Genomic DNA, 22805 nt, shown 5'->3' on the forward strand with positions numbered 1-22805 from the left:
CTGGTGATGGATGTCTGCTGATACGACGGAAAAGAAGGTTACGCGTGCGCCGCGTCGCCGTACGCCTGCCTATGTCAAATCCCTGCGCGGGGTGAAGAACTGGAAGCAGGCAACCGAATGGCTAGCCTGGCGGGATATCGAAGACATCGAATGCATCACCCCCGATCAAGCGGGGGTTGCGCGCGGCAAGATGATGCCGTCCAAGAAATTCACGTCCAATACATCGCTGGCGCTGCCGTCCGCTGTCTTCATGACGACGATTTCCGGCGATTATCCCGAAGACGGCTACGGCTTCCACTATCCGGAAGATGATGGCGATTTGAGACTTCTGCCCGACCTTTCCACCCTGTCGGCGGTTCCGTGGGAAAGCGATCCGACGGCACAGGTCATCTGCGATCTGGTCTATCAGGACGGGCGCGCCGTTGAATTCACCCCGCGCAACGTGCTGCGCAATGTCGTTGCAGCTTACAACAAGCGCGGCCTGAAGCCGGTCGTGGCGCCCGAAATCGAATTCTATCTGGTACGCAAGAACCCCGACCCGGATTATCCGCTGACTCCGCCGGTCGGCCGCTCGGGCCGCGCCATCGGCGGTGGACAAGGCTATTCGATTGCGGGCGTCAACGAATTTGACGAACTCATTGACGATATCTACCACTTCTCCGAAGGTCAGGGTCTGGAGATCGACACGCTGATCCACGAAGAAGGCGCCGGTCAGCTGGAAATCAACCTGCGCCATGGCGATCCTGTCGAACTGGCCGATCAGGTTTTCCTGTTCAAGCGCACGATCCGCGAGGCGGCGCTCAAACACGACATGTATGCCACCTTCATGGCCAAGCCCATTCAGGGTCAGCCGGGTTCGGCGATGCATATCCACCAGTCGATCATCGACAAGAAGACGGGCCGCAATATTTTCACCAATGAAGACGGCAGCGAAAGCGAGGCTTTCCGCCACTTTATCGGCGGCATGCAGCGCCATGTGCCGAATGCTCTGGTGATGTTTGCGCCCTATGTGAATTCCTATCGTCGCCTGACGCCGGATGCCTCCGCGCCGGTGAACGTCAAATGGGGCTACGACAACCGTACCACCGCCTTCCGCGTGCCGCGCTCCGACCCCAATGCGCGCCGCGTGGAAAACCGCATCCCCTCCTCCGACGCCAATCCTTATCTGGCGCTGGCGGCTTCGCTGGCCTGCGGCCTGATCGGTCTCGTCAACAAGATCGAGGCGGAACAACCTGCAACGACAAGCGTCAACACCAAGGAAGTTGAACTGCCCCGCGGCCTGATCGATGCTGTGGAATTGTTCGAAAAGGACGACGAACTGCGCAATCTGATCGGCAGCTCCTTCGTCACGACCTATGCGGCCATCAAGCGCGCCGAGTTCGAAACCTTCATGGAAGTCATTAGCCCATGGGAACGCGAGTTCCTGCTGCTGAATGTGTAGGTTAGGGGAGTAGGGGAGTAGGGGAGTAGGGGAGTAGGGGAGTAAAATATGCGGGGGCATATATATGACAATCAATTCATATCGCGATATTCTTGCATGGCAGCAAGCAATGGAGTTGGTAACGGCAGTCTATAAATCTACGGAGATATGGCCGAAAGAAGAGATCTATGGACTGACAAGTCAGGTGCGTCGCGCTGCAGTATCAGTTCCGGCGAATATAGCGGAAGGTTACGGGCGGGATACACGTGGCGCTTATCAGCAGTTTTTGCGCATTGCGCAAGGTTCGTTGAAAGAAGTGGAAACCCACATACTGATTGCTGAGAGATTGGGATTTATCAAACAAGATACCATCGATCCAATTATGGCGAAGAGTGAAAGTATTGGAAAATTGCTTAGACTTCTCATTCGCAAACTATCGGACGGCTAACATACTCCCCTACTCCCTTATTCCCTTACTCCCTTAAAGCACGCGGAATCGCCGATGCCCTACCAGTCCCCAATCTCCCCCGGCCTCTCGTGGTATGAAGCGAGTGTGCCGGAGCGGCCTGAATATTCAGAGCTTGACGGTTCGCGGCAGGCCGATGTCGTCATCATCGGCGGCGGGTATACCGGGCTTTCCGCTGCCTACCATCTGGCGAAACAGGGCGCGGATGTGGTTCTGATCGAAGCCGAACGTTTCGGCGACGGCGCATCGGGACGCAATGGCGGCCAGTTCGGCACCGGCCAGCGCACATGGGCAGAAGAGCTTGAAGCCGAATATGGCTTTGAGCGCGCCAAGGCTTTGTTCGACGTTGCCGAAGAGGCGAAAGCCTATCTGCTGGCCTTCGCGCGCGAGCACCAGATCGACATGGACTATGTGCCCGGGCAAATCTCCGTCGTGCACAAGCCGCGTTATCTCAAGCAATATGAGCGCCACGCGGAACTGATGCAAAGCCGCTTCAACTATCCGCATTTGCGTTTCATCGGACGCGATGAAACGGCAGCCTTGCTGGGGTCCAGCCGCTATCACGGCGGTGTCTATGATGACGGAACCGGCCACATACACCCGCTGAAGCTGCTCATCGGCACCGCCAAGGTGGCAAAGGCGGCTGGCGCGAAGCTCTATGAGAATACCAGAGCAACCGGGATAACCACGACCAGCGGGTGCGTGGAAGTCGCGACAACACGCGGCACGATTGTCGCGAAAAACGCCTTCATCGCCGTCAATGCCTATGGCGGCACGCTGGAGCCGACCAGCGCATCGCATGTCATGCCGATCCGCTCTTTCATCGGCGCGACAGTGCCGCTCGGCAACGACAGCCCGGTCATACCGGGCGGCGAGTCGATCGACGATTCCCGCTTTGTGGTCCGCTACTTCCGGCGCACGAAAGACGGACGCCTGCTGTTTGGCGGGCGCGAAGCCTATACGGCAGACAATCCGCGTGAGATCAGCACGCATATCCGCCGCCAGATTGCGGAAATCTATCCCGCACTTGCCAATGTCGAGATCACCCATGCCTGGGGCGGCTCGGTCGGCATAACCATGCCGCGCCAGCCTTTTGTCCGCGAAGTCATGCCAGGCGTCATTTCGGCAGGCGGCTATTCCGGCCATGGCGTGATGCTGGCGAATTTCATGGGCAAGCTTTATGCGGACAGCATTTCCGGTAAGCGTGAGAAGCTCAAACTGTTTGAAGAACTGCGTATTCCAGCCTTCCCCGGCGGACGCACATTCCGCGCGCCGCTCCTCTTCCTTGCGCTGTCATGGTACGCGCTGATGGATCGCGTATAAGATTAGGATTTCTTTTTAAGTTTTATAAATTGCTTAGCCGAGCGTTCCAAAGCACTCTCCCAGACCTGAAGTGCAAGAAGATTTGTGTCGGGCAGCGTACCCATAATGCCTTTGGCTGCAGCTTCAGCTTGTCGGCAGAGATATCTCGTGCACCGTAGTGGCCAGCCGTTTGCGTCTCGAAAATCCAGACCTAGTTTCAGAAGAATTTCGACCGTTTCATCCTCTGACGCATTAGCGGTTTGAAACCGACTTTCATGGACTTCATACTGCTTGTCGATATCCCAAAAATCCATACTGTCTTCTGATAATTTCCAGTACCTATCTGGAAAACGGAAAAGTGTATTTTCAATATTCACCCCAAACAACGCGATAGACAGCTCAGCCAAATCGCCTTCAACAGAAGGGTCCACCTGTCCATTTTCACGACCATAAATTATAAAGTTATCTTCTATTTGCAGAACAATCGGAAAATTTCTCATAATTATTTCTTTTTTTTCAACTTTATGGGAGATTATGCTTAACTTTCGCCAATCTTCATACCGTTTCTTCATAAAATAAATCCCGAATCAGCGCCGTATACTAACTATACAACTTTTACGATCAAGAACAAAATAGCAACATACGCGTCCACAGAAAATTGACACTGTTTTAGAGAAACCAGCACTCAAAATTATAGAGGCGAGGCGCCATTGGGCGCCTCGCCTTTCTTCGACCTGCATTCTTGCAGGCCGCTCCCCTAAGAGCACATCCCGAAAAGTGTGAAACGATTTCGGGAAAGATATGCGTTAAAGCGCCCTAAGCAGCGCGCTCTCCGGCCCTCAACGCCAGACGCTGATAGGTCTCTTCCACCACATCACGCATCGGCAACATGCCGCTGAGACACAACAAAGCGCGCATATGTTCACGTCCGCCCTCGTAACCCATGATCGGCGCGAAGGGCTGCATGACAATGTTTGGCTCGTCTGCATAGAGCTGCTGATACTCGGCAAAATTCATGAAGCTCTTATAGCTGTCGCCAAGCTGCAGATAGGTTTCAACCGCAGCCCCTTCGGCAAATATCGCCTCATGGCTGTCGAGGAGAACATTGTAGTAATCGATGGATTGATCCATCGCCACACGGGTAATCGATCGTCCATTCACCAGATCCTTGGCGCGGATCAAAACGCCGTCGATGAAAAGCGCATGATTGGGTGATAGATAAAGATCGCGACGCGGTGTCATGCGGTCGAGCGCATGGCTAGCGATGCGGATCGGCATCACGTCTTCACCCCATTCGGCACCGCCCTTTCGGTAGCGTTGCCAGCCAACCCATTTCACCGGCACGACCTTGCAATCGGCGGTTACGATAAGGTCGCCAATGGCGAGGTTTTCCACGGCAACCGGTCCGCTCATGGTTTCAACCAGTGTCCCTTTCAGCAGGCAATTGGTGCCGCCGCTACCGCCGTCGCTGCCTCCATCCTCCCACCATTTGGTTCCCAAGGCGCGGGCTGGCGTTGTGAGCGACGACGCGAGAGCGCCAATCGCGGCGGCCCTTGCAGCGGCAGCTCCCGCCACGCCCAGAAAATGGCGTCGCGCCCGGTTGCGCGGTGAATGCCTGTTTTGTTGTTCTGTCGACATAAATCCCTCCGCTCCATTTGTCTGTCACGACGCATCGTCAGCATGAAGCGCCGCGCGCTTTTGCCGGAAATGCGGTTGAACATCGGCCTGAAAACCAGTGTGGAGTTTTGCAAAGCACGATGCGCAGATTGAAAACCCGAAACGACGCTCGCCATTGCGTGGAAATTCGTCGTTTCGATCGCTTTGCCCCAAGACTACGACTCTGATCTTAGCTGATCATTCCCCGCTGAATATTCCGGCAAAACGGCGGAAATCCTCGGCAAACAGGCGTAGAGCCTACCGCTAAAGGCGCAGGTTTTTGGTGGTTTTCCGGAGAACCCAAAGCTGCGAGGCTTAATCAGGATTAATGCGAGCGGCCTTCAGCCCGTCAGTTTCGCCGCGCGCGAAGTGTTCTAAAGCGGCATTGCCGAGGTCTGCTTGACCGTCTGGCTGGGCACATCTGTCTTGAGGTTCTGCACCCCCTTGATCCGGCTCAGATATTCCGACTGAAACCGTCGGTATTCTTCAATATCAGCCGCCACAACGCGGATCATCGCATCGTAATCGCCCAGCATGAAATAGCATTCGAGCACCTGCGGTAGCTTCGATATTTCGCGTGCAAACTCCTGAAGCGTCTCCTCGTCCTGCCTGTCCAGCCGGATGCGGGTGAAGAAGGTGAGCCCCTTACCGATCTTGGCCGGATTAAGCACCGCGACATAGCGGTCGATTACGCCCGCTTCTTCCAGAAGTTTCACACGCCTGAGACAGGGCGACGGCGACAGCCCAACCTCGCGCGCCAGATCATTATTGGCGATGCGCCCGTCGCGTTGCAGCACCCGCAGAATCCGCTTGTCGATCTCGTCGAGTTTCATTGGCCACCGATTTCAATTGTGCCCACACTATTGGCATTTTCTGCCAAACATTAATGCCATACACTAGGCGCTACACGCCAATTGCTCAAGATATTGATCACATTACCGAATGCTTCCATGCAAACGCGCTGAAGCGCGCAGATTTTCAGTAAAGGCGCGAGGCATCTTGTCTGCCGCGCGCCTAGCAAAAGCACAGAGAACAAGGGTTCCAGCAACGTCGTTTGAACTGGAGCCCATCTGATAAGAGGTGGCCGCGAGGCCGCCAGCGGGATTTTTTATGGATACTTCACCGATCTATGCATCTCAAAAAGGCAGATTCGGCAGTAGTCCAGATCGGAGTTCAGAGTTCCGTCGCGGCGCGCTCGCCGTGCTGCCGGTTCTGCTCGGTGCTATTCCCTTTGCCATGGTTCTGGGTGCGCAATCCGTCCAGAAAGGCCTCAGCCTGTCGGCAGTTATGTTGATGACGGGACTTAATTTCGCGGGCGGATCTGAGTTCGCAGCTGTCCGGCTCTGGACGTCACCGCCGCATATCCTGCTCATTGCGGCGATCACATTTCTGGTCAACAGCCGCCATCTGCTGATGGGTGCAGCCCTTGCGCCCTTTATTCGCCACCTGCCCAACCGCAAGGCTCTTATCAGCCTTTTTCTCATGTGTGATGAAAGCTGGGCGGTCGGTCTGGCCGATGCGAAACATCGCCATTCGAAGAACATCCACCCCGCACTGAGCCTCAAATTCTACGCGGGCGTCGCCATACCGTTCTATGTGGCGTGGATATCATCCGCCACAGTTGGCGCTGCCTTTGGCCCGATGATGGGCGATTTGCACCCTTACGGTTTCGACATGGCGTTTCCGGCAGTCTTTCTGGTGTTGCTGGCAGGCATGTGGAAGGGCTTTGCCGCAGCGCTTCCGTGGCTGGCCAGCCTCGTCGTCGCCGCCCTTGCCTATCTCGCTATTCCCGGCGGATGGTACGTCGCCGCTGGCGCGGTTTCCGGTCTCGTTGCCGCCTATCTTTTAACAGGTGAGAAATGATTGACCCCTTGGTCGTGCTCACCATCGTTGCGATGGCTGGCGTCACCTATTTGACTCGCATCGGCGGCTATATGCTGCTGCGCAATCGCACGCTCAGCAAACGGGCCACGGCTGTGATGGAAGCCGCGCCTGGCTGCGTGCTGATATCCGTCATCGCACCTGATTTCGTCTCCGAAAAGCCTGCCGATCTGGTAGCGCTGGCGATCACCGTTCTTGCCGCCGCGCGGTTTTCGATGCTGCCGACTGTGCTGATCGGCATTGGAGCCGCCGGTGTTGGTCGTTACCTGATCGGATAACCCCGCTCGGGCAATCACGCCGCCGCTTCGCGAAGCGCATTGACCTGACCGAATTTCATTGGCCACCAATTCCATTTATGCCCATATTGTTGGCATTAACTGCCAAATATTGCTGCAATTGACCAATCTTTGCAACCCGATTGCTCAAGACATTGGCTATATTGCCGTTCGCTCTCAGGCAAAAATGCTCAAGCATTTCCAGCAAAAGTGCGAAGCGGTTTTGCGTCGGATAATGCGTGAAAAAATGGACAGAGCGGTTCCGTAAAAACGGGAACCGCTCTGGAGTAACAGACAAGGGGCAGCCGCGAGGCCCGCCAACGGGAATTTTATGGATATTTCGCAGGCCTATGCGCCTCAACAAAGCAAATCCGGACGCAGATCTGAATTCTGGCGGGGTGCAGCCGCCGGACTGCCGGTTTTGCTTGGCATTATTCCCTATGCTCTGGTTCTGGGCGCGCAGGCTGCACAGAAGGGTCTCAGCGTCGTTGAAGTGCCGTTGATGACTGGCCTGAATTTCGCAGGCGGTTCGGAATTTGCAGCCATCCAGCTCTGGACCTCGCCGCCGCACGTCCTGCTCATCGCCGCGATCACGCTTCTGGTCAACAGCCGCCATCTGCTGATGGGCGCAGCGCTTGCACCCTTCATCCGGCATCTGCCGAAGCGCAAGGCTTTCGCCAGCCTGTTTCTGATGTGCGATGAAAGCTGGGCGCTCGGCCTCGCCGATGCGAAGCGCCGTCAGGCGAAGGGTGTCAATCCGGCGCTGAGTCTTAAATTTTATGCGGGCGTCGCCATCCCGTTCTACATCGCGTGGGTGCTTTTCACCACGCTCGGCGCGGCCTTTGGCCCGATGATGGGCGATTTGCGCCCCTACGGTTTCGACATGGCATTTCCGGCAGTGTTTCTGGTGCTGCTGGCAGGCATGTGGAAGGGCTTTGCCGCAGCGCGCCCGTGGCTGGTCAGCCTTGTCGTCGCCGCCGTTACCTATCTCACCATTCCCGGCGCATGGTATGTCGCCGCTGGCGCACTGTCCGGCCTCGTTGCCGCCTATCTTCTGGCAGGTGAAGAATGATCGATCCCTTAGCCGTTCTTACCATCGTTTTGATGGCCAGCGTCACCTATCTCACCCGCATCGGCGGTTATGTGCTGCTGCGCAATCGCACGCTCAGCAAACGGGCCACGGCTGTGATGGAAGCCGCACCCGGCTGCGTGCTGATATCAGTCATCGCGCCGGATTTTGTCTCCGACAAGCCCGCCGATCTTCTGGCGCTGGCGATCACCATTCTTGCCGCCACGCGCTTTTCCATGCTGCCGACCGTGATCATCGGCATCAGCGCTGCCGGTCTTTGCCGCTACCTGATCGGCTAGCGGCAAAGCACTTCAATGCAGGTGCTGTAACTTGTCGGGATTGCGGACGACATAGATCGCCGCAATCTTTCCGTCTTCGATATCGAGCGCGGTGGTCTGGATCTGGCCATCCGATTCAAGCGAGATGAAGCCCGGCAGACCATTGATAAAGGTGGTGCGCAAAAGCTTCGAACCGTTGGCGCTGAAATAGCCGGCAAGCTTCACGTGAATTTCCATCACATCGGTAAATCCGAAAATCGGCTTCGGGAAGGCCGGGCGTTTTCCGCCGCCATCCGCATGCATATGCACATCGGCGGCGAGCATGGTGCCAAGCGCGTTCATATCGCCGCTGCGTGAAGCCGTGAAGAAAGCCTGCGCCAGTTCAAGACCGCGTTGCTTGTCGACCTGAAATCGCGGGCGTTCCTCGCGAACATGTTTGCGCGCGCGGGCCGCGAGTTGTCGGCAGGCCGCCGCATCGCGCTGGATTGTTTTCGAGATTTCATCGAAGTCGAGGCCGAAGACATCGTGCAGCAGAAAGGCGGCGCGTTCCAGCGGTGAAAGCCGTTCCAGCGCCAGCATCAGCGGCAAGGTGACATCGTCGTCTTCCTCTTCCTCCTCGATCACCGGGTCTGGAATCCACGGGCCGAGATAGGTTTCGCGCTGCCGCTGGCCGGATTTAAGCCGGTCGAGACAAAGCCGCGTCACCGTGCGCCGCATAAAGGCTTCCGGCTCGCGCACTTCGCTGCGGTCGGCGTTCATCCAGCGGATGAACGCCTCCTGCACCATATCCTCCGCATCGGCCACCGAGCCGAGCATGCGATAGGCAACGCGGATCAGTTTCGGACGCAGCGGATCGAAAATCTCCGCTGCGTCGTCATGAGCCTGCTCGCCCGCCATCAGGCGACCGCCTCGGCGGCGGCCTTCTGGGCGGTGGCTTTAGCAGCCGCCGGATCAAACCAGAGGCCGAAGCCAACGGCCATACGGTTCCAACCATTGATAATGTTGATCATCAGCGTGAGATTCACCTGTTCCCCCTCCGTAAACTGCGCCTGCAAGGCCTTGCGCGCTTCGGCGAGATCGTGCCCCTGCGAAAGGCGTGTCAGCGCGTCCACCCAGCCAAGCGCAGCGCGCTCGCGGTCAGAATAGCACGGCGCTTCCTGCCAGGCCGAGAGCAAATAAATGCGCTGTTCTGTTTCACCCAGCGAACGAGCCTCAATCGTATGCATGTTGATGCAGTTTGCGCAGGCATTGATCTGCGACGAGCGGATTTTGACCAGTTCGATGAGGCTTCCTTCCAGACTGGAGGCGACGGCCTGCGAGGTGTTCATCCAGGACTTCATCAGGGCAGGAGCAACATTGAATGGGTTCAGCGTAGCAGTCATGGTCTCGTTCCTTTCGGGTTTAATTTGGTGGTTCGAAAGACATGACGAGCAAGCAACGCTGAATGTGACATGCGGGCAAAAAAATTTTGCCCGTAGCCGTTATTTTCCAAGTTCTCCCAATATCCATTCCCGAAAAGCCCGGATTTTCGGCATGTTGCGGCGGGATTCCGGATAGACCAGCCAATAGGAACGCCCATCGTCGTGCAAAAGATCAAATGGCTGGAGCAACAGTCCGGCCCCTATTTCCACGGTGTGAAAAGCGGGCGTCAAGATGCCCACGCCAAGTCCGGCTATGGCCGCCCGCCCTTCCAGAAGCTGGGTGCCCAGGCGGTTCTGCGCATGGCCCTGCAATTGCGGATCGGGAACGCCAGCGGCTTCGAACCATTGTCTCCACCACGGATCGCCCGCATCAATGAGGGGCAGGCGCAACAGGTCGGCCGGTTCGCGCACCCCGCCAATGCTCGCCGCAAGCTTCGGGCTCAACATGGGTGTGAATTGCGCCTTGATCAGCTCATGACTGACCAGTCCCGGCCAGTCGCCAGTGCCGGTGCGGACGGCCAGATCAACCTCGCTCTGGGTGAAATCGACCAGTCTGTCGTTGGAATCGAGCCGCACCGCCAGAAGCGGATGCTCCATCTGGAACGAGCCAAGGCGCTGAACCAGCCAGTTGGCTGCGAAAGTGGCCACGACGCTGATCGAAAGAACACCTTCCGTATCCTCCCGCAAGGTCGCGAAAGCCGTGCGCATTGTTTCAAAAGCTTCGGTAACGGACGGCGCCAGTCGCTCGCCAAGCTCGGTCAGTTTCACCTGCCTCGGCATGCGCAGAAAGAGGGGCGCTTCAACCCGCTCCTCCAGCATCTTGATCTGATAGCTGACAGCGGCCTGCGTCATGCCAAGCTCTTCCGCAGCCTTGGTAAAGCTCGCATGCCGGGATGCGGATTCAAAGACGCGAATGGCGGATAAAGGGGGAAGCGACGACACCATGATACATAAGTTCTCCTTATGTAGGATAATCGACGTTCAATTGGAAAACAACAGCTTTTCCGGCCATATCTATAGGCAGAGTTTAACTGAGCTACCTCCCACAGCTCACAAAAGCAAAGCCGGAACCATGCAAAACATCGAGATAAATGCGCCAGCCCTTGCAGGGGTCTGCACTGCGTCTGGCCCTGCCGATAAAGCCGCCACTGGCTGGCACCACCTTTTCACGCGCCTGTTTCAGCGCAAACCAGCGCCCTATGTCGTCAGCGAACATTCGCCCGATTACCTGCTGCGCGACCTTGGCCTCATGGAAGGGCGCACTTCCCGTCTCTCGCGCGGCGGACACAGGCTTCCAGACTGGCGCTAACTCAAGCGCTGATGACCGCAAAGCCGCGCGCCTTCAGGCCGCGACGATCTTCGTGCAAACTGTTGACGAGACGGTCGCGGCTGCCGCCCAGATGGGCGCTTAACAGCCTTGCCGCCTCGTCCGCATCGCCATTGCGCACTGCATCAAGGATTGCGTGATGCTCGCGCCAGGCGCGGGCAAGTGCCGCTTCGTCACGCACTTCCAGCCAGCGCGCCCGCGACAGGCGCTGCATTGCATCGCGCACGCCGCGGCTTAGAAACTCATTGCCTGACAGCCGCGCCAGTTCGATATGAAAATCCATGCCGACCCTATGCCATTCCTCACGCGAGGTTTCGGCATCGCAACTGTCCAGCATGGCGCCAATCGGCTCCACGCCGCTGCGGTCGTCAAGCGCAGCGGTGAGCCGGATCGCCGCCACCTCCAGCGCCTCGCGATAGACGCCAATCTGTTCGATCTCGTTGAGATTGATCGGCGAAACCGTCCAGCCGCGCCCTTCCCGACAGACAAGCCCTTCCGCTTCCAGCCGCAGCAGCGCTGCACGGATCGGCGTGCGGGAAGCGGCAAACTGCGCCTCGACCCAGCGCTCTGTCAGGCGTTCGCCCGGCCCAAGCTCAAGCCCGAGTATCATGTCGCGGAGTTGCGTTTCCACTTCTTGCATCTGTGACATTGCCGTCTGGTCTCCTTATTCACCACGCCGCGAATGCCTTGTTCCTGACGGGAGTTGACAAGGCGAAGCAACAGGCGCATGCATGTATTCCGTTTTGGTATCCCAAAATGGAATACAAGACAATCCCATTCCCGCATCGTCCATTCACACATTCAGATGCAATCGCAGGACATGACATGAGTACGACCCAAGCTGCCGCCAGGGACGCCGTCGCTTTAGACGGCTCCGCTGGCCCTATGGCTGGCCCGAAACAGGCTGAGGAAAACCACGAGCGCTACTGGAAACAGAACCTGCTCATTTGCCTCCTCGGTTCGTTCACCACGCTGATCGCCATGTCGCTCCTGCTTCCTTTCTTGCCGCTTTATGTGGAGCAGCTTGGCGTGTCCGATCATGCAGCCATCGTGCAGTGGTCCGGTATCGCCTATGGCGCCACTTTTCTCGCCGCCGCCTTCGTCGCGCCGGTCTGGGGCAAGCTTGGCGACCGCTATGGCCGCAAGCTGATGCTGATCCGCGCCAGTCTCGGCATGGCCATCGCCATGTCGCTGATCGGCATGGTAACGAGCGTCTGGCAGTTGGTCGCGTTGCGCCTGTTCGTCGGCATTGCGGGCGGCTACTCCTCCGGCTCGATGATCCTCGTCGCGACACAGACTCCGAAAGACAAGACCGGCTGGGCGCTGGGGGCGCTTTCGGCGGGCATCATGGCGGGCAATCTGGCCGGACCGCTGCTCGGCGGCGCATTGCCGCCATTGATCGGCATCCGCGCCACATTCTGGCTGGCAGGCGGCGTGATCTTCCTGACCTTCCTCGCCACGACTTTCCTGATCCGCGAAGAGCGCAAGCCGCCAAAACCGACCAAGGAGCAGAAGGCGGAATCCATCTGGGCTGCCATCCCCGACAGAAAGCCGGTTCTGGCCATGCTGGTGACGGGCATGCTGCTGCTGTTCGCCAATATGTCGATCGAGCCGATCATCACTGTCTATGTCATGCAGCTGATGGACGACCAGACCAAGATCACGTTGATTTCCGGCGTTGTAATGGCTGCGGCTGCACTGGGCAGCATCCTGTCCTCGTCGCGCCTCGGGCGTCTGGCCGACCGCGTCGGACACAGATATGTCATCATCGGTGCGCTGGCGGTTTCCGCGCTGCTGCTGATCCCGCAGGCTTTCGTCACGCAAGCCTGGCAACTGATCGGCCTGCGCTTCCTGATGGGGCTGGCGCTGGGCGGCCTCCTGCCCTGCATCACCAGCGTCATCCGGCACAATGTGCCCGACCGTGTCGCCGGCGGTATCCTCGGCTATTCGGTCTCGGCGCAATATGTCGGACAGGTCGCGGGCCCGGTGGCAGGCGGCTTCGTCGGCGGCCACTTCGGCATGCGCGCCGTGTTTCTCGGCACCTGCCTGATGATGGCATTTGGTGCGCTTTATAACTGGATAGTGCTGCGCCGCGCTTCACAGAACTGACGCAACCAAGGGATACTGGCTGTCACTCCATCACTTCCATGATTCTTTGAGACATTGAATGACAGACCATATCTTCGCGCCCTTCGAAACGCTTGCCGCTGAACTTCTGCCGCATGCATTGGAACATGGTGAGGACGGATCGCACGATCTGTCCCACCTTGCCCGCGTCTGGAAGAATGCCTCGGCCATTCACAGTACCGAAGGCGGCGACGCCGAAATTCTCTGCGCGGCGGCAATTCTGCATGATTGCGTGAGCGTGGAGAAAAATTCACCCGACCGGCACAAGGCCTCGCGTCTTGCTGCCGACAAGGCTTCCGCACTGCTGCGCAACCTCGGCTGGGACGAAGAGCGCATTGCCCACGTCGCCCATGCGGTTGAGGCGCACAGTTTTTCCGCCAATATCGAGCCCGTGACCATCGAGGCGCAAACCTTGCAGGATGCCGACAGGCTCGACGCAATTGGCGTGATCGGTGCAGCGCGCTGCTTCTATATAGCAGGCCGTATGGGAAGCGCCCTTTATGACTGGCGTGACCCGCGCGCTGATGACCGTGCGCTTGACGACAAAGCCTATGCGCTCGACCACTTCCGCACAAAGCTGTTCAAGCTTGCTTCCGGTTTCAGGACGGAAACCGGAAGGTGCATGGCCGCCGAACGCCACAAGCGGCTGGAAGCCATTTATGATGACTTCCTCGCTGAAGCAGGTTGCTAAATGGAATAGCCGCCGTCGACACTGAGCGCCGTCCCCGTCACCATCGAGGCGGAGTCGGATGCGAGCCAAAGGGCGGCTTCGGCCACATCTTCCGGCGTCGAAAACCGATCAAGCGGGATCGTCGCCTTCAGGGTCTGACGCGCTTCCGGTGTATCGTCTTCCAGAAACAGCTTCAGCGCTTCGCTGTCGCTTTCCGCCGGGCAGATGCAATTGACGCGAATGTTCTTTTCGGCCAGCTCCAGCGCCATCGCCTTGGTGGCGCTGATAATCCAGCCCTTGGATGCGCTATACCAGACCAGCCCCTTGCGCGGACGCAACGCGGTGGCCGAAGCGGTGTTGATGATGACGCCCCCGCCCTGATGCTCCATGATCGGCACAACGATCTGCGTCGAATAATAAAGCGCCTTCATATTGACGGCATTGATGAGATCGAAATTGTGTTCATCCACCTCGGTCAACGGCATGTTGCGATGGGTGAAACCGGCATTATTGACCATGATGTCGATGCGCCCGAAAGCCTCGAAGGCTGCACGCGCCACGCGCTCGACATCGTCCTTGCGTGATACATCCGCCTGAACCGACAGCGCATTCTTGCCGATATGCGCCAGTTCGTCTTCCACGCGCTTCACATTCACGTCAGCCAGCACGACTTTCGCGCCTTCGGCTGCAAATCGGTGCGCCATGCCTGAACCGAAACCCGATCCGGCGCCGGTGATGATTGCGACCTTATCCTGCAGCCTCTTCATGTCATTCTCCTTTGACAAAGCCGTTTCAGACTTTGTGTGCAAATCACTTGAAACACGATTCTTATTCAAATCCATGCCTGGGCCAAGGAAATAATGCCAATCTTATCAATGCGCGCAGACCACGCTCGGAACCGGGATAGATATTAGGAAAATCTCGAAACTAAAATTTCAATTCTCAATAAGTTGCTATTTATAAGCTGTGATACCAAAATATTTATTTATATATACTGTGTAATTATTAACAATAAAGGTGGTATATTTTATGAAGAATATTCTTTTAATGCTATTCGTCACATCTCTCTCGACGCCTGCCTTTGCGGCACCCTCCTTTTTTATATGTCCGCAACACTTAGATGACTTGGGCGAAGTATGCAGCAACGCGGCGTTGCACGATAAGTCTTGCGATATGGAGAAAACACCGACCTTAAGGGCAAAATGCCAAGCGAGCGTATATAAAGCGTGCGTCGCGCAATGCGACCGCCATCGTTAATTCGACTTAGTCAAATAGCAATATCCTATACACTCACCTACTCTTCTATCATGGGGGGCCAGAAGAAATTCTGGTCTCCTTTGTTGGTCACGCCAATTCCCTCACGAAGGCAAAATTGTCCAACATCTTCTGTTGAGTACGCTTCCAAAGATGTGAAACATTTCGTTATGCATATATTTTGCCGCGCCTGACGCTCAACGCCCCAAATTGGCTCGATCACAATATCGAAATCGCCCCAATGTTTTATCGATATCCAGCAACACAGCCATTGAATTTAAATCGATTAAATTATAAACAGGGTCCGCGCATATGGCACCCTTGTCATAGTAAGCTGTGATCGTTTGGTGGATCCAAGGCTGCCGTCATCTGAATGAACTTTGCGTTCAATGACACAACGCCTGGAAACCCGACGAGAGTTTATTAAGTCTCTGGTGTCCTTTCGCTTCTGGAATTCGTCACGTAGGCTGCTTCCCAAGCCGTATGAATTTCAGAATCGAAGCATCAGACTGATTTGCGCGAACGAAAGAAGAGAGCGACAGATGACCAGCCAGACTATTCCGGTAGAGCCTTTCGACTGCATCGTTTTTGGCGGCTCGGGCGACCTAGCCGAACGCAAACTGATCCCGGCATTGTATCAGCGGCAGCGTGCAGGCCAGCTCTCCGACCCGACGCGCATTATCGGCGCTTCGCGCAGCCCCATGACCGATGACGAGTATCGCAAATTTGCACGCGATGCCATTCATGAGCACGTCAAGCCTGCAGAAGTCGATGAAAAGCAGGTGGAAGAATTTCTGACCCGCCTCAGCTACGTTGCCGTCGATGCCAAGTCCGAAGAGGGCTGGGATGCGCTCAAGACGCTGATTGGCAAGAAGCCGGAAAAGATTCGCGCCTTTTACCTCGCAGTCAGCCCGACCCTGTTCGGCGACATTGCCACACGCCTGAAGAGCCATGGCCTCATCACCCGCGACACCCGCATCATCGTTGAAAAGCCGATTGGTCGCGATCTGGATTCGGCAATGGCGCTCAACGACACGCTGGGCAGCGTGTTCCGCGAAGACCAGATTTTCCGTATCGACCACTATCTGGGCAAGGAAACAGTGCAGAACCTGATGGCGCTGCGCTTTGCCAATGCGCTTTATGAGCCGCTTTGGAACTCCGCCCATATCGACCATGTCCAGATCACCGTTGCCGAAGCGGTCGGCCTTGAAGGCCGCGCCGGTTATTACAACACGGCGGGCGCACTGCGCGACATGGTGCAGAACCATATCCTCCAGCTGCTCTGCCTTGTTGCCATGGAACCCCCATCGTCGATTGAAGCGGATGCCGTACATGACGAAAAGGTCAAGGTGCTGCGTTCGCTGAAGCCCATCACCAATGCCAATGTCGAAGATGTAACGGTTCGCGGCCAGTATCGCGCTGGCGCATCTGCCGGCGGCCCGGTTCGCGGTTACCTTGAAGACCTCGAAAACGACAACAGCAACACGGAAACCTTCGTGGCGCTGAAAGCCGAAATCGCCAACTGGCGTTGGGCGGGCGTGCCGTTCTACCTGCGCACAGGCAAGCGTCTGGCAACCCGTGTTTCGGAAATCGTCGTGACCTTCAAGCCGATCCCGCATTCGATCTTCGGTGAAAGTGCTGGCAAGGTCATTGCCAATCAGCTCGTCATCCGCCTGCAGCCCGATGAGGGCGTCAAGCAGTGGCTGATGATCAAGGATCCGGGCCCGGGCGGCATGCGCCTGCGTCATGTTCCGCTCGACATGAGCTTTGCCGAATCCTTCAGCGAACGCAATCCGGATGCCTATGAACGGCTGATCATGGACGTTGTTCGCGGCAATCAGACCCTGTTCATGCGTCGCGACGAAGTCGAGGCCGCATGGCGCTGGGTCGATCCGATCCTCCAGGGATGGGAGTTGAACAGTCAGCCGGTCCAGGGTTACACCGCAGGGACGTGGGGGCCATCGTCGTCCATCGCATTGATTGAACGCGACGGTCGCACTTGGCACGAAACGTTGTAAGGACCCTGAAAGGAACGGCATGAACATCGAACGTCACGACTTCACCAGCGGAACGGAACTGGCGCAATCGCTTTCTGAGGCGATTGCAATCAAGCTGGCAGCCGCAATCGCTGAGCGGGGACAGGCCACACTGGCCGTCTCCGGCGGCACCACGCCGCTGAAACTGTTCGAGGTGCTGTCGCGCAAGATGATCGACTGGAACCTCGTCACGATTACCCTCGTTGACGAGCGTTTCGTGGCCGTCGACAGTGATCGTTCCAACGAAAAGCTGGTCCGCGACCATCTTTTGCGCGATCATGCGGGCGTGGCTCGGTTCATCGGCCTCTATAATCCGGCGGCGACGGCCGAAACGGCGGCGCTTGCCGCCGCCAGCCGCATCGACGCATTGCGCCGTCCTTTCGACGTGGTGGTACTTGGCATGGGTAATGACGGTCATACCGCATCATTTTTCCCGAATGCCGACCGGCTCGATCAGGCGATCGACCCGACAACGCGGGCGCTCGTCCTGCCAATCCATGCCGAAGGTGCGGGCGAAAAGCGCCTGACACTGACCTTGCCGCTCATCGCCGAGGCCGACATGCTCGTGCTTCACATCGAAGGCGCGGCCAAGCAGGCAACGCTTGAAAAGGCGCTGTCCGGCGACGATGAACTTGAAATGCCGGTACGGGCCGTCTTCCACCATGCCCGCACCCCCATCCAGCTTTACTGGACCAGTTAAATTCCATTCAGGCCAGATTGGCACAGGTGATACCCATGCCCATGCAGTCCGCTCACAAACGCATTCAGGAAATCACCGAGCGCATCCGTGAACGCTCCAAACCAACCCGCGAGGCCTATATTGGCCGCGTGCGCGAGGCAGCCCTGAAAAAGCCGAACCGCACGGTTCTGGCCTGCGCCAATCTCGCCCATGGTTTTGCGGCCTGCGGGCCGCATGACAAGGCTGCCCTGACCGGCGACGAAGTGCTGAATCTGGGCATCATCACCGCCTATAACGACATGCTGTCGGCGCATCAGCCGTTCGAGACCTTTCCGCAGCTCATCAAGCAGGCAGCCCGCGATGCGGGCGGCGTTGCACAGGTGGCGGGCGGCGTGCCAGCGATGTGCGATGGCGTCACCCAAGGTTTCGCCGGGATGGAACTTTCGCTGTTCTCGCGTGAAGTCATTGCCATGGCTGCTGCTGTCGGCCTGTCGCATGACATGTTCGATGCCGCGGTTTACCTCGGCGTCTGCGACAAGATCGTGCCGGGCCTGATCATTGGTGCGCTGACCTTCGGTCACCTGCCTGCAATCTTTGTGCCTGCCGGTCCGATGACCAGCGGCCTGCCGAATGACGAGAAGGCCAAGACACGCCAGCTTTATGCAGAAGGCAAGGTCGGGCGTGACGAACTGCTGATCTCGGAATCCAAGTCCTATCACGGTCCCGGCACCTGTACCTTCTACGGTACTGCCAATTCCAACCAGATGCTGATGGAAATCATGGGCCTGCATTTGCCGGGCGCGTCCTTTATCAATCCGGGCACGCCGCTGCGCGATGCACTGACGCGCGAAGCCGCCAAGCGGGCGCTGGCGATCACGGCCTGCGGCAATGAATATACGCCAGTCGGCGAAATGCTGGACGAACGGTCTTTCGTCAATGGCATCATCGGCCTCAATGCCACTGGTGGTTCGACCAACCATACAATCCATCTGATCGCGATGGCAGCGGCGGCTGGTATCAAGCTGACCTGGCACGATATTTCCGAGATTTCGGACGTGGTGCCCCTGCTCGCCCGCGTCTATCCGAACGGTCTTGCCGATGTGAACCATTTCCATGCCGCAGGCGGCATGGGCTTCCTCATCCGCGAGCTTCTCGACGGCGGCATTCTTCATGAAGATGTGCGCACCGTCTGGGGCGAAGGGCTGCGCCCTTACGCCATCGAGCCAAAGCTTGGCGCTGACGGCACCGTCATACGCGAGCCGGTTCCGGACAAGAGCGGCGACGACAAGGTATTGGCCAAGATTCATTCGCCGTTCCAGCCGAGCGGCGGCCTCAAGGTGCTGACGGGCAATATTGGCAATGCGATCATCAAGGTTTCCGCCGTGAAGCCGGAGCGTCAGGTGATCGAAGCACCCGCCAAGGTGTTCAACGATCAGGCCGAATTGCAGGCTGCCTTCAAGGCAGGCGATCTGACCGGTGATTTCGTCGCGGTGGTTCGCTATCAGGGGCCGAAAGCCAATGGCATGCCGGAACTGCACAAGCTGATGACCGTTCTCGGCATCCTGCAGGATCGCGGCCAGCGCGTGGCCCTCGTCACCGATGGTCGTTTGTCGGGCGCATCGGGCAAGGTTCCTTCCGCAATCCATGTCACGCCGGAAGCGCTTGATGGCGGCGCCATCGGAAAAATCCGCAATGGCGATGTTATCCGCGTGGATGCGGTCAATGGTACGCTGGAAGTTTTGATCAATCAGGCGACACTCGACGCCCGACTTCAGGAGCGCCCCGATCTTTCTGCCAACGAACACGGCATGGGTCGCGAATTGTTCCGCGCCTTCCGGCAGATCGCGGGGCGGGCGGATGAGGGCGCTTCGGTCTTCTAGCACTACAGTTGCATTCTTCGCCATGCCGGGCTGCAACGCGCAATTTCCTGCGCGCCGGTGCTCGAAAATCACTCGTTTCGCCACGGCCTGACGAATTTGCAACTGTAGTGCTAAGAGGCGACGCCAACAAAATAAGGCAAAGCGGATTTTGCACCGCTTTGCCTCTCAAATCGCACTAGATTGCGTGAAGAGGCGCGAAAAGCGCCTCTCAATTGTGTCAGAAAGCGGGCTTTTTTACGCCCACACTGCGGCAAGCCGCTGTCAGCGTATTGGCCATCAGCATAGCGATGGTCATCGGGCCGACACCGCCCGGAACTGGCGTGATTGCGCCCGCAACCTTTTCCGCATCCGCAAAATCAACATCGCCAACGAGGCGGGTTTTGCCCTCGCCCTTTTCCGGTGCCGGAATGCGGTTGATACCGACATCGATAACCGTCGCGCCGGGCTTGACCCAATCGCCCTTGACCATCTGTGGACGACCAACGGCTGCGACCAGAATATCCGCCGTACGTGCAATTGCCGGCAGATCCTTGGTGCGGCTATGGGCAACCGTAACCGTTGCATTGGCGGCGAGCAGCAGATTGAACATCGGCTTGCCGACAATGTTGGAACGCCCGATAACCACAGCGTTGAGACCGGAAAGATCGCGGCCATGAACACGCTCGATCATGATCATCGCACCGGCTGGCGTGCAGGGAACGAAAGCAGTATCGACCTCACCAGTGCCCAGCTTGCCGACATTGATGAAGTGGAAGCCGTCCACGTCCTTGTCCGGTGAAATCGTCTGGATGACGCGGCCTGAATCGATATGCTTCGGCAGCGGCAGCTGCACCAGGATGCCGTGAATGGCCGGATCGTTGTTGAGGCTCTCAATCAAATCGAGAAGCTCATGCTCCGAAGCCGTGTCCGGCAGATCATGCTGAACAGAATGGAAGCCGCATTCCTTGGCCTTGCGGCCCTTGGAGGCGACATATACCTGGCTCGCCGGGTCTTCGCCCACGATCACCACGGCAATACCGGGAACAACGCCGGTCGCTGCAACGAGCTTTTCGGTTTCGGTCTTCACCGTGGAAACCACATCCTCGGCGAGCTTCTTGCCATCGATCAACTGGGCCATAGCGAGCGCTTCTTTCTGTTCGAAATATCGGCTTTGCGAGATAAACGGGCTGCAATGTCTGGGAAATACATCACATCCGTCGGGCATACATGCCAATAAGCGTCATGGCGCGCGATGACAATTGGCGAAAGCGCGACAAAGTGAAAATGGGGACAGGATTTTCAGAAGTTTCAGGAATGATATCAGAACCGGGTGCCGCGGTTCGCGCGTACATCGTCGATGGTGCGCTGCAACTCGTCCGCCTCTCCGGCTGTATCAACCCGGTTGTTCTCGACTTCCCAGCGCTCGTTCGCTTCGCGAATAACGGCGGCAAGCCGCGTTTCGCCATAGGTTTCGAGCACGTCATCGGCCTCGGCTTCGTCAGCCCCCTGCCCTTCTCCCGAAGGTGCTACCCTGCTTCCAAACAGGCACGAGAACAGACCGAGCCACAGCCCCCCGAGCAATCCGGCCAGAACCGCATTCTGCAAAGAAACGCCGCGCCAGCCAAAAGAATCCCTAGCAGGCGCAACAAAGCGCACAGCAGCACCTGTTCCGGACAATGTGTCTGTTTCGCCTCGCGTTGCCCGCATCAGGCCATCGTCATAAAGTGCCTGTCGCGCGGCCAGATCGCGCTCCATCGCCTGTAGGCGATTGCGATCTTCATCTGTCGCCGGGGGCGCGTTCAACCCGGTTAATGCGGATGCTGCTTTCTGCTCGTTCTGGACGGCTTTCCGCAGGTCGGCTTGAATCAGGCTGCGTTGATTGGCAATTTCAGCATCGATTGAAGACACAACTCTCTCACCCACTTCTTGATAAAGTTCAATGAGTTGAGGTAACGGACCCGACCGCATATCTTCCGGTACGCCAGAATTTGCCAGGCTTTCTGCCGTCATGGTACTTAATCGATTGGCTTCCGCACCGATCCGCGCCGTTTCAGCCTTGGCCTCGGCAAAAGCATTCTCAAGGGCGGATTTATCCTCATCGCCAAAATTCCGACTGGCGCGGAACGCTTCAAATGCAGCTTTCGCTGTTGTCACATCAGCTTCCAGCGCTTGCAATCGTTGGGGCAGAATGGGATCATTACGCATCGCACCGGTGATACCGGTCAACTGGCTGCGAAACGCTTCAGCCACCGCATTGATTAGTGAAATCGCCTTTTCTGATCTGGGTGCCCTCGCCTCGACTGTGACGATGCCACTATCGAGCGCCTGCGAAAATTCCAGATGCGGACGCACAATGTCTGCACCCGTTAGTCCCGCGGGTGTAGAGGGCCCGGCCTCGCCTTCCGCTGTAGTGAATCGATCAAGCGCGTGGCGTAGCTGGTCAAGAAGCGGCGGAGGCCCGAAATCTCGTGGCGACTGGATGCGCGCCAGTTGTGCAGCACGGTTCAGCACCGCTTCAGATGCAATCTCGCTGCGGCGTTCGGAAGGAAACACCTGCAAGGAAGTTGAGGCACTATAATGCTGCGGATTAAGGGCTGCATAACCAAGTCCCAGCAAGCCACCCAATACGGTGAAACCGAGAATGCGACCCCAACGCAGGCGCCAGCGCCCGCGGGGCTTGGCAGCCTGCGCCACAGCGGCTGGAGCGACAGCCGCGCGTTCCGGTTCAACCCGCCTTTGCAGGTCCGGTGCAGGGATCGCGGTTTGCGGGACTGTTTCCGGCTCAAGCCGGGACTGTAATTCGGCGCGTATGGCGCTCATGCGCTGGCGCATATCGGCAGCAGGATCATGAGCTGTTAAAGGTGCTGCCGGTTCGCCATCCAGCATTTCCTGCTTGCGGCGCAAAAGTTCATCGCGACGCCTGCGATGCTCGCGCTCGGCCAGCAATTCCTCGGCCAACTCGGCGGTCGTCTTCGTCGGGCTGAGATCAGGCGTGACACCCTGAGACCGGACCAAAAACTCGGGAGCATAAGCTAATAAGGGGCGTACAACAGCAGCTTGTCCCTTGTTCTTTTGCTCAACCATC

General features: G+C 57.6%; 24 protein-coding genes. 14 read left to right on the forward strand and 10 right to left on the reverse strand.

What is annotated here, in order from left to right:
* Nucleotides 1-10: 10 nt before the first annotated feature.
* The 3 genes from QBD01_RS13375 to QBD01_RS13385 all read left to right on the forward strand — a co-directional run bounded on the left by QBD01_RS13375 (nucleotide 11) and on the right by QBD01_RS13385 (nucleotide 3209).
* Nucleotides 11-1441, forward strand: a complete 1431-nt coding sequence (locus QBD01_RS13375; RefSeq protein WP_280993201.1) for a glutamine synthetase family protein — start codon at nucleotides 11-13, stop codon at nucleotides 1439-1441.
* 64 nt (nucleotides 1442-1505) lie between these two features.
* Nucleotides 1506-1868, forward strand: a complete 363-nt coding sequence (locus QBD01_RS13380) for a four helix bundle protein (RefSeq protein ID WP_151591800.1) — start codon at nucleotides 1506-1508, stop codon at nucleotides 1866-1868.
* A 54-nt stretch (nucleotides 1869-1922) separates the two neighbouring features.
* Nucleotides 1923-3209, forward strand: a complete 1287-nt coding sequence (locus QBD01_RS13385) for an FAD-binding oxidoreductase (protein ID WP_280993202.1) — start codon at nucleotides 1923-1925, stop codon at nucleotides 3207-3209.
* Nucleotides 3210-3211: 2 nt separating this feature from the next.
* Here QBD01_RS13385 and QBD01_RS13390 read toward each other — a convergent pair whose 3' ends face one another.
* From QBD01_RS13390 to QBD01_RS13400, 3 genes are all read right to left on the reverse strand, one after another.
* Nucleotides 3212-3760 carry a hypothetical protein gene (locus QBD01_RS13390; protein ID WP_280993203.1) on the reverse strand — a complete coding sequence of 183 codons (549 nt, stop codon included), beginning with the start codon at nucleotides 3758-3760 and terminating at the stop codon, nucleotides 3212-3214.
* 244 nt (nucleotides 3761-4004) lie between these two features.
* On the reverse strand, nucleotides 4005-4826 hold the full coding sequence (locus tag QBD01_RS13395; RefSeq protein ID WP_280993204.1) for a Hint domain-containing protein: 822 nt from the start codon (nucleotides 4824-4826) through the stop codon (nucleotides 4005-4007).
* A gap of 392 nt (nucleotides 4827-5218) precedes the next feature.
* A complete protein-coding gene (locus QBD01_RS13400; protein ID WP_280993205.1) occupies nucleotides 5219-5677 on the reverse strand; it encodes an Lrp/AsnC family transcriptional regulator in 459 nt (152 codons plus the stop codon).
* A 277-nt stretch (nucleotides 5678-5954) separates the two neighbouring features.
* Here QBD01_RS13400 and QBD01_RS13405 point away from each other — a divergent pair, with 277 nt between their 5' ends.
* The 5 genes from QBD01_RS13405 to QBD01_RS13425 all read left to right on the forward strand — a co-directional run bounded on the left by QBD01_RS13405 (nucleotide 5955) and on the right by QBD01_RS13425 (nucleotide 8368).
* Nucleotides 5955-6707 carry an AzlC family ABC transporter permease gene (locus QBD01_RS13405; RefSeq protein WP_280993206.1) on the forward strand — a complete coding sequence of 251 codons (753 nt, stop codon included), beginning with the start codon at nucleotides 5955-5957 and terminating at the stop codon, nucleotides 6705-6707.
* The gene (locus QBD01_RS13410) at nucleotides 6704-7003 is read left to right on the forward strand and encodes an AzlD family protein (protein WP_280993207.1); all 300 of its coding nucleotides are present in this window, start codon (nucleotides 6704-6706) and stop codon (nucleotides 7001-7003) included. The genes QBD01_RS13405 and QBD01_RS13410 overlap by 4 nt, the downstream gene beginning before the upstream one ends.
* 58 nt (nucleotides 7004-7061) lie before the next feature.
* Nucleotides 7062-7268 carry a hypothetical protein gene (locus tag QBD01_RS13415; RefSeq protein ID WP_280993208.1) on the forward strand — a complete coding sequence of 69 codons (207 nt, stop codon included), beginning with the start codon at nucleotides 7062-7064 and terminating at the stop codon, nucleotides 7266-7268.
* A 63-nt stretch (nucleotides 7269-7331) separates the two neighbouring features.
* Complete coding sequence (locus QBD01_RS13420) at nucleotides 7332-8072, forward strand: AzlC family ABC transporter permease (RefSeq protein ID WP_280993209.1); 741 nt, start codon at nucleotides 7332-7334, stop codon at nucleotides 8070-8072.
* Entirely contained in the window at nucleotides 8069-8368 is a 300-nt protein-coding gene (locus QBD01_RS13425) for an AzlD family protein (protein WP_078339808.1), read from the forward strand. Before QBD01_RS13420 ends, QBD01_RS13425 begins: the two co-directional genes overlap by 4 nt.
* Before the next feature lie 12 nt (nucleotides 8369-8380).
* Here QBD01_RS13425 and QBD01_RS13430 read toward each other — a convergent pair whose 3' ends face one another.
* From QBD01_RS13430 to QBD01_RS13440, 3 genes are all read right to left on the reverse strand, one after another.
* Complete coding sequence (locus tag QBD01_RS13430; RefSeq protein ID WP_280993210.1) at nucleotides 8381-9244, reverse strand: sigma-70 family RNA polymerase sigma factor; 864 nt, start codon at nucleotides 9242-9244, stop codon at nucleotides 8381-8383.
* Entirely contained in the window at nucleotides 9244-9729 is a 486-nt protein-coding gene (locus QBD01_RS13435; RefSeq protein WP_280993211.1) for a carboxymuconolactone decarboxylase family protein, read from the reverse strand. The genes QBD01_RS13430 and QBD01_RS13435 overlap by 1 nt, the downstream gene beginning before the upstream one ends.
* 99 nt (nucleotides 9730-9828) lie before the next feature.
* Nucleotides 9829-10713, reverse strand: a complete 885-nt coding sequence (locus QBD01_RS13440) for a LysR substrate-binding domain-containing protein (RefSeq protein ID WP_280993212.1) — start codon at nucleotides 10711-10713, stop codon at nucleotides 9829-9831.
* 127 nt (nucleotides 10714-10840) lie between these two features.
* Between QBD01_RS13440 and QBD01_RS13445 the strand changes: the two genes are divergently transcribed.
* Nucleotides 10841-11077: a hypothetical protein gene (locus tag QBD01_RS13445; protein ID WP_280993213.1), complete on the forward strand. Its 237-nt coding sequence runs from the start codon at nucleotides 10841-10843 to the stop codon at nucleotides 11075-11077.
* 1 nt (nucleotide 11078) lies between these two features.
* On the opposite strand, the gene QBD01_RS13450 is transcribed toward QBD01_RS13445, so the two are convergent.
* The gene (locus tag QBD01_RS13450; protein ID WP_280993214.1) at nucleotides 11079-11744 is read right to left on the reverse strand and encodes a GntR family transcriptional regulator; all 666 of its coding nucleotides are present in this window, start codon (nucleotides 11742-11744) and stop codon (nucleotides 11079-11081) included.
* A 176-nt stretch (nucleotides 11745-11920) separates the two neighbouring features.
* Between QBD01_RS13450 and QBD01_RS13455 the strand changes: the two genes are divergently transcribed.
* Both QBD01_RS13455 and QBD01_RS13460 read left to right on the forward strand, forming a co-directional pair.
* On the forward strand, nucleotides 11921-13204 hold the full coding sequence (locus QBD01_RS13455) for a multidrug efflux MFS transporter (protein WP_280993215.1): 1284 nt from the start codon (nucleotides 11921-11923) through the stop codon (nucleotides 13202-13204).
* 58 nt (nucleotides 13205-13262) lie between these two features.
* On the forward strand, nucleotides 13263-13913 hold the full coding sequence (locus QBD01_RS13460) for an HD domain-containing protein (protein WP_280993216.1): 651 nt from the start codon (nucleotides 13263-13265) through the stop codon (nucleotides 13911-13913).
* On the opposite strand, the gene QBD01_RS13465 is transcribed toward QBD01_RS13460, so the two are convergent.
* Nucleotides 13910-14659, reverse strand: a complete 750-nt coding sequence (locus QBD01_RS13465; protein WP_280993217.1) for an SDR family oxidoreductase — start codon at nucleotides 14657-14659, stop codon at nucleotides 13910-13912. The two genes, QBD01_RS13460 and QBD01_RS13465, sit on opposite strands and share 4 nt — an antisense overlap.
* Nucleotides 14660-15688: 1029 nt before the next feature.
* On the opposite strand from QBD01_RS13465, the gene zwf reads away from it, so the two are divergent.
* The 3 genes from zwf to edd are packed head-to-tail and all read left to right on the forward strand — an operon-like array spanning nucleotide 15689 to nucleotide 19741.
* Entirely contained in the window at nucleotides 15689-17164 is a 1476-nt protein-coding gene (gene zwf / locus QBD01_RS13470) for a glucose-6-phosphate dehydrogenase (protein WP_182520797.1), read from the forward strand.
* 19 nt (nucleotides 17165-17183) lie between these two features.
* Nucleotides 17184-17882, forward strand: coding sequence for a 6-phosphogluconolactonase (gene pgl / locus QBD01_RS13475; protein ID WP_280993218.1), 699 nt, complete (start codon nucleotides 17184-17186; stop codon nucleotides 17880-17882).
* A gap of 35 nt (nucleotides 17883-17917) precedes the next feature.
* Nucleotides 17918-19741: a phosphogluconate dehydratase gene (gene edd, locus QBD01_RS13480; RefSeq protein ID WP_280993219.1), complete on the forward strand. Its 1824-nt coding sequence runs from the start codon at nucleotides 17918-17920 to the stop codon at nucleotides 19739-19741.
* Nucleotides 19742-19958: 217 nt separating this feature from the next.
* Here the strand turns inward: edd and folD are convergent, their stop codons facing one another.
* Both folD and QBD01_RS13490 read right to left on the reverse strand, forming a co-directional pair.
* Nucleotides 19959-20858: a bifunctional methylenetetrahydrofolate dehydrogenase/methenyltetrahydrofolate cyclohydrolase FolD gene (gene folD / locus QBD01_RS13485; protein ID WP_280993220.1), complete on the reverse strand. Its 900-nt coding sequence runs from the start codon at nucleotides 20856-20858 to the stop codon at nucleotides 19959-19961.
* 182 nt (nucleotides 20859-21040) lie between these two features.
* Nucleotides 21041-22804 carry a lipopolysaccharide biosynthesis protein gene (locus QBD01_RS13490; RefSeq protein WP_280993221.1) on the reverse strand — a complete coding sequence of 588 codons (1764 nt, stop codon included), beginning with the start codon at nucleotides 22802-22804 and terminating at the stop codon, nucleotides 21041-21043.
* Between the last annotated feature and the right edge of the window lies 1 nt (nucleotide 22805).

The sequence above is a fragment of the Ochrobactrum sp. 19YEA23 genome (assembly GCF_029909865.1).
In the GTDB taxonomy this organism is placed as follows: domain Bacteria; phylum Pseudomonadota; class Alphaproteobacteria; order Rhizobiales; family Rhizobiaceae; genus Brucella; species Brucella gambitense.

Coding starts and splice junctions, on each gene's coding strand:
- QBD01_RS13395 (WP_280993204.1), bottom strand. CDS start 4,826: ATGTCGACAGAACAACAAAACAGGCATTCACCGCGCAACCGGGCGCGA.
- QBD01_RS13440 (WP_280993212.1), bottom strand. CDS start 10,713: ATGGTGTCGTCGCTTCCCCCTTTATCCGCCATTCGCGTCTTTGAATCC.
- QBD01_RS13380 (WP_151591800.1), top strand. CDS start 1,506: ATGACAATCAATTCATATCGCGATATTCTTGCATGGCAGCAAGCAATG.
- zwf (WP_182520797.1), top strand. CDS start 15,689: ATGACCAGCCAGACTATTCCGGTAGAGCCTTTCGACTGCATCGTTTTT.
- QBD01_RS13420 (WP_280993209.1), top strand. CDS start 7,332: ATGGATATTTCGCAGGCCTATGCGCCTCAACAAAGCAAATCCGGACGC.
- edd (WP_280993219.1), top strand. CDS start 17,918: ATGCCCATGCAGTCCGCTCACAAACGCATTCAGGAAATCACCGAGCGC.
- QBD01_RS13465 (WP_280993217.1), bottom strand. CDS start 14,659: ATGAAGAGGCTGCAGGATAAGGTCGCAATCATCACCGGCGCCGGATCG.
- QBD01_RS13400 (WP_280993205.1), bottom strand. CDS start 5,677: ATGAAACTCGACGAGATCGACAAGCGGATTCTGCGGGTGCTGCAACGC.
- QBD01_RS13460 (WP_280993216.1), top strand. CDS start 13,263: ATGACAGACCATATCTTCGCGCCCTTCGAAACGCTTGCCGCTGAACTT.
- QBD01_RS13430 (WP_280993210.1), bottom strand. CDS start 9,244: ATGGCGGGCGAGCAGGCTCATGACGACGCAGCGGAGATTTTCGATCCG.
- pgl (WP_280993218.1), top strand. CDS start 17,184: ATGAACATCGAACGTCACGACTTCACCAGCGGAACGGAACTGGCGCAA.
- QBD01_RS13385 (WP_280993202.1), top strand. CDS start 1,923: ATGCCCTACCAGTCCCCAATCTCCCCCGGCCTCTCGTGGTATGAAGCG.
- QBD01_RS13490 (WP_280993221.1), bottom strand. CDS start 22,804: ATGGTTGAGCAAAAGAACAAGGGACAAGCTGCTGTTGTACGCCCCTTA.
- QBD01_RS13425 (WP_078339808.1), top strand. CDS start 8,069: ATGATCGATCCCTTAGCCGTTCTTACCATCGTTTTGATGGCCAGCGTC.
- folD (WP_280993220.1), bottom strand. CDS start 20,858: ATGGCCCAGTTGATCGATGGCAAGAAGCTCGCCGAGGATGTGGTTTCC.
- QBD01_RS13435 (WP_280993211.1), bottom strand. CDS start 9,729: ATGACTGCTACGCTGAACCCATTCAATGTTGCTCCTGCCCTGATGAAG.
- QBD01_RS13410 (WP_280993207.1), top strand. CDS start 6,704: ATGATTGACCCCTTGGTCGTGCTCACCATCGTTGCGATGGCTGGCGTC.
- QBD01_RS13445 (WP_280993213.1), top strand. CDS start 10,841: ATGCAAAACATCGAGATAAATGCGCCAGCCCTTGCAGGGGTCTGCACT.
- QBD01_RS13405 (WP_280993206.1), top strand. CDS start 5,955: ATGGATACTTCACCGATCTATGCATCTCAAAAAGGCAGATTCGGCAGT.
- QBD01_RS13455 (WP_280993215.1), top strand. CDS start 11,921: ATGAGTACGACCCAAGCTGCCGCCAGGGACGCCGTCGCTTTAGACGGC.
- QBD01_RS13390 (WP_280993203.1), bottom strand. CDS start 3,760: ATGAAGAAACGGTATGAAGATTGGCGAAAGTTAAGCATAATCTCCCAT.
- QBD01_RS13375 (WP_280993201.1), top strand. CDS start 11: ATGTCTGCTGATACGACGGAAAAGAAGGTTACGCGTGCGCCGCGTCGC.
- QBD01_RS13450 (WP_280993214.1), bottom strand. CDS start 11,744: ATGTCACAGATGCAAGAAGTGGAAACGCAACTCCGCGACATGATACTC.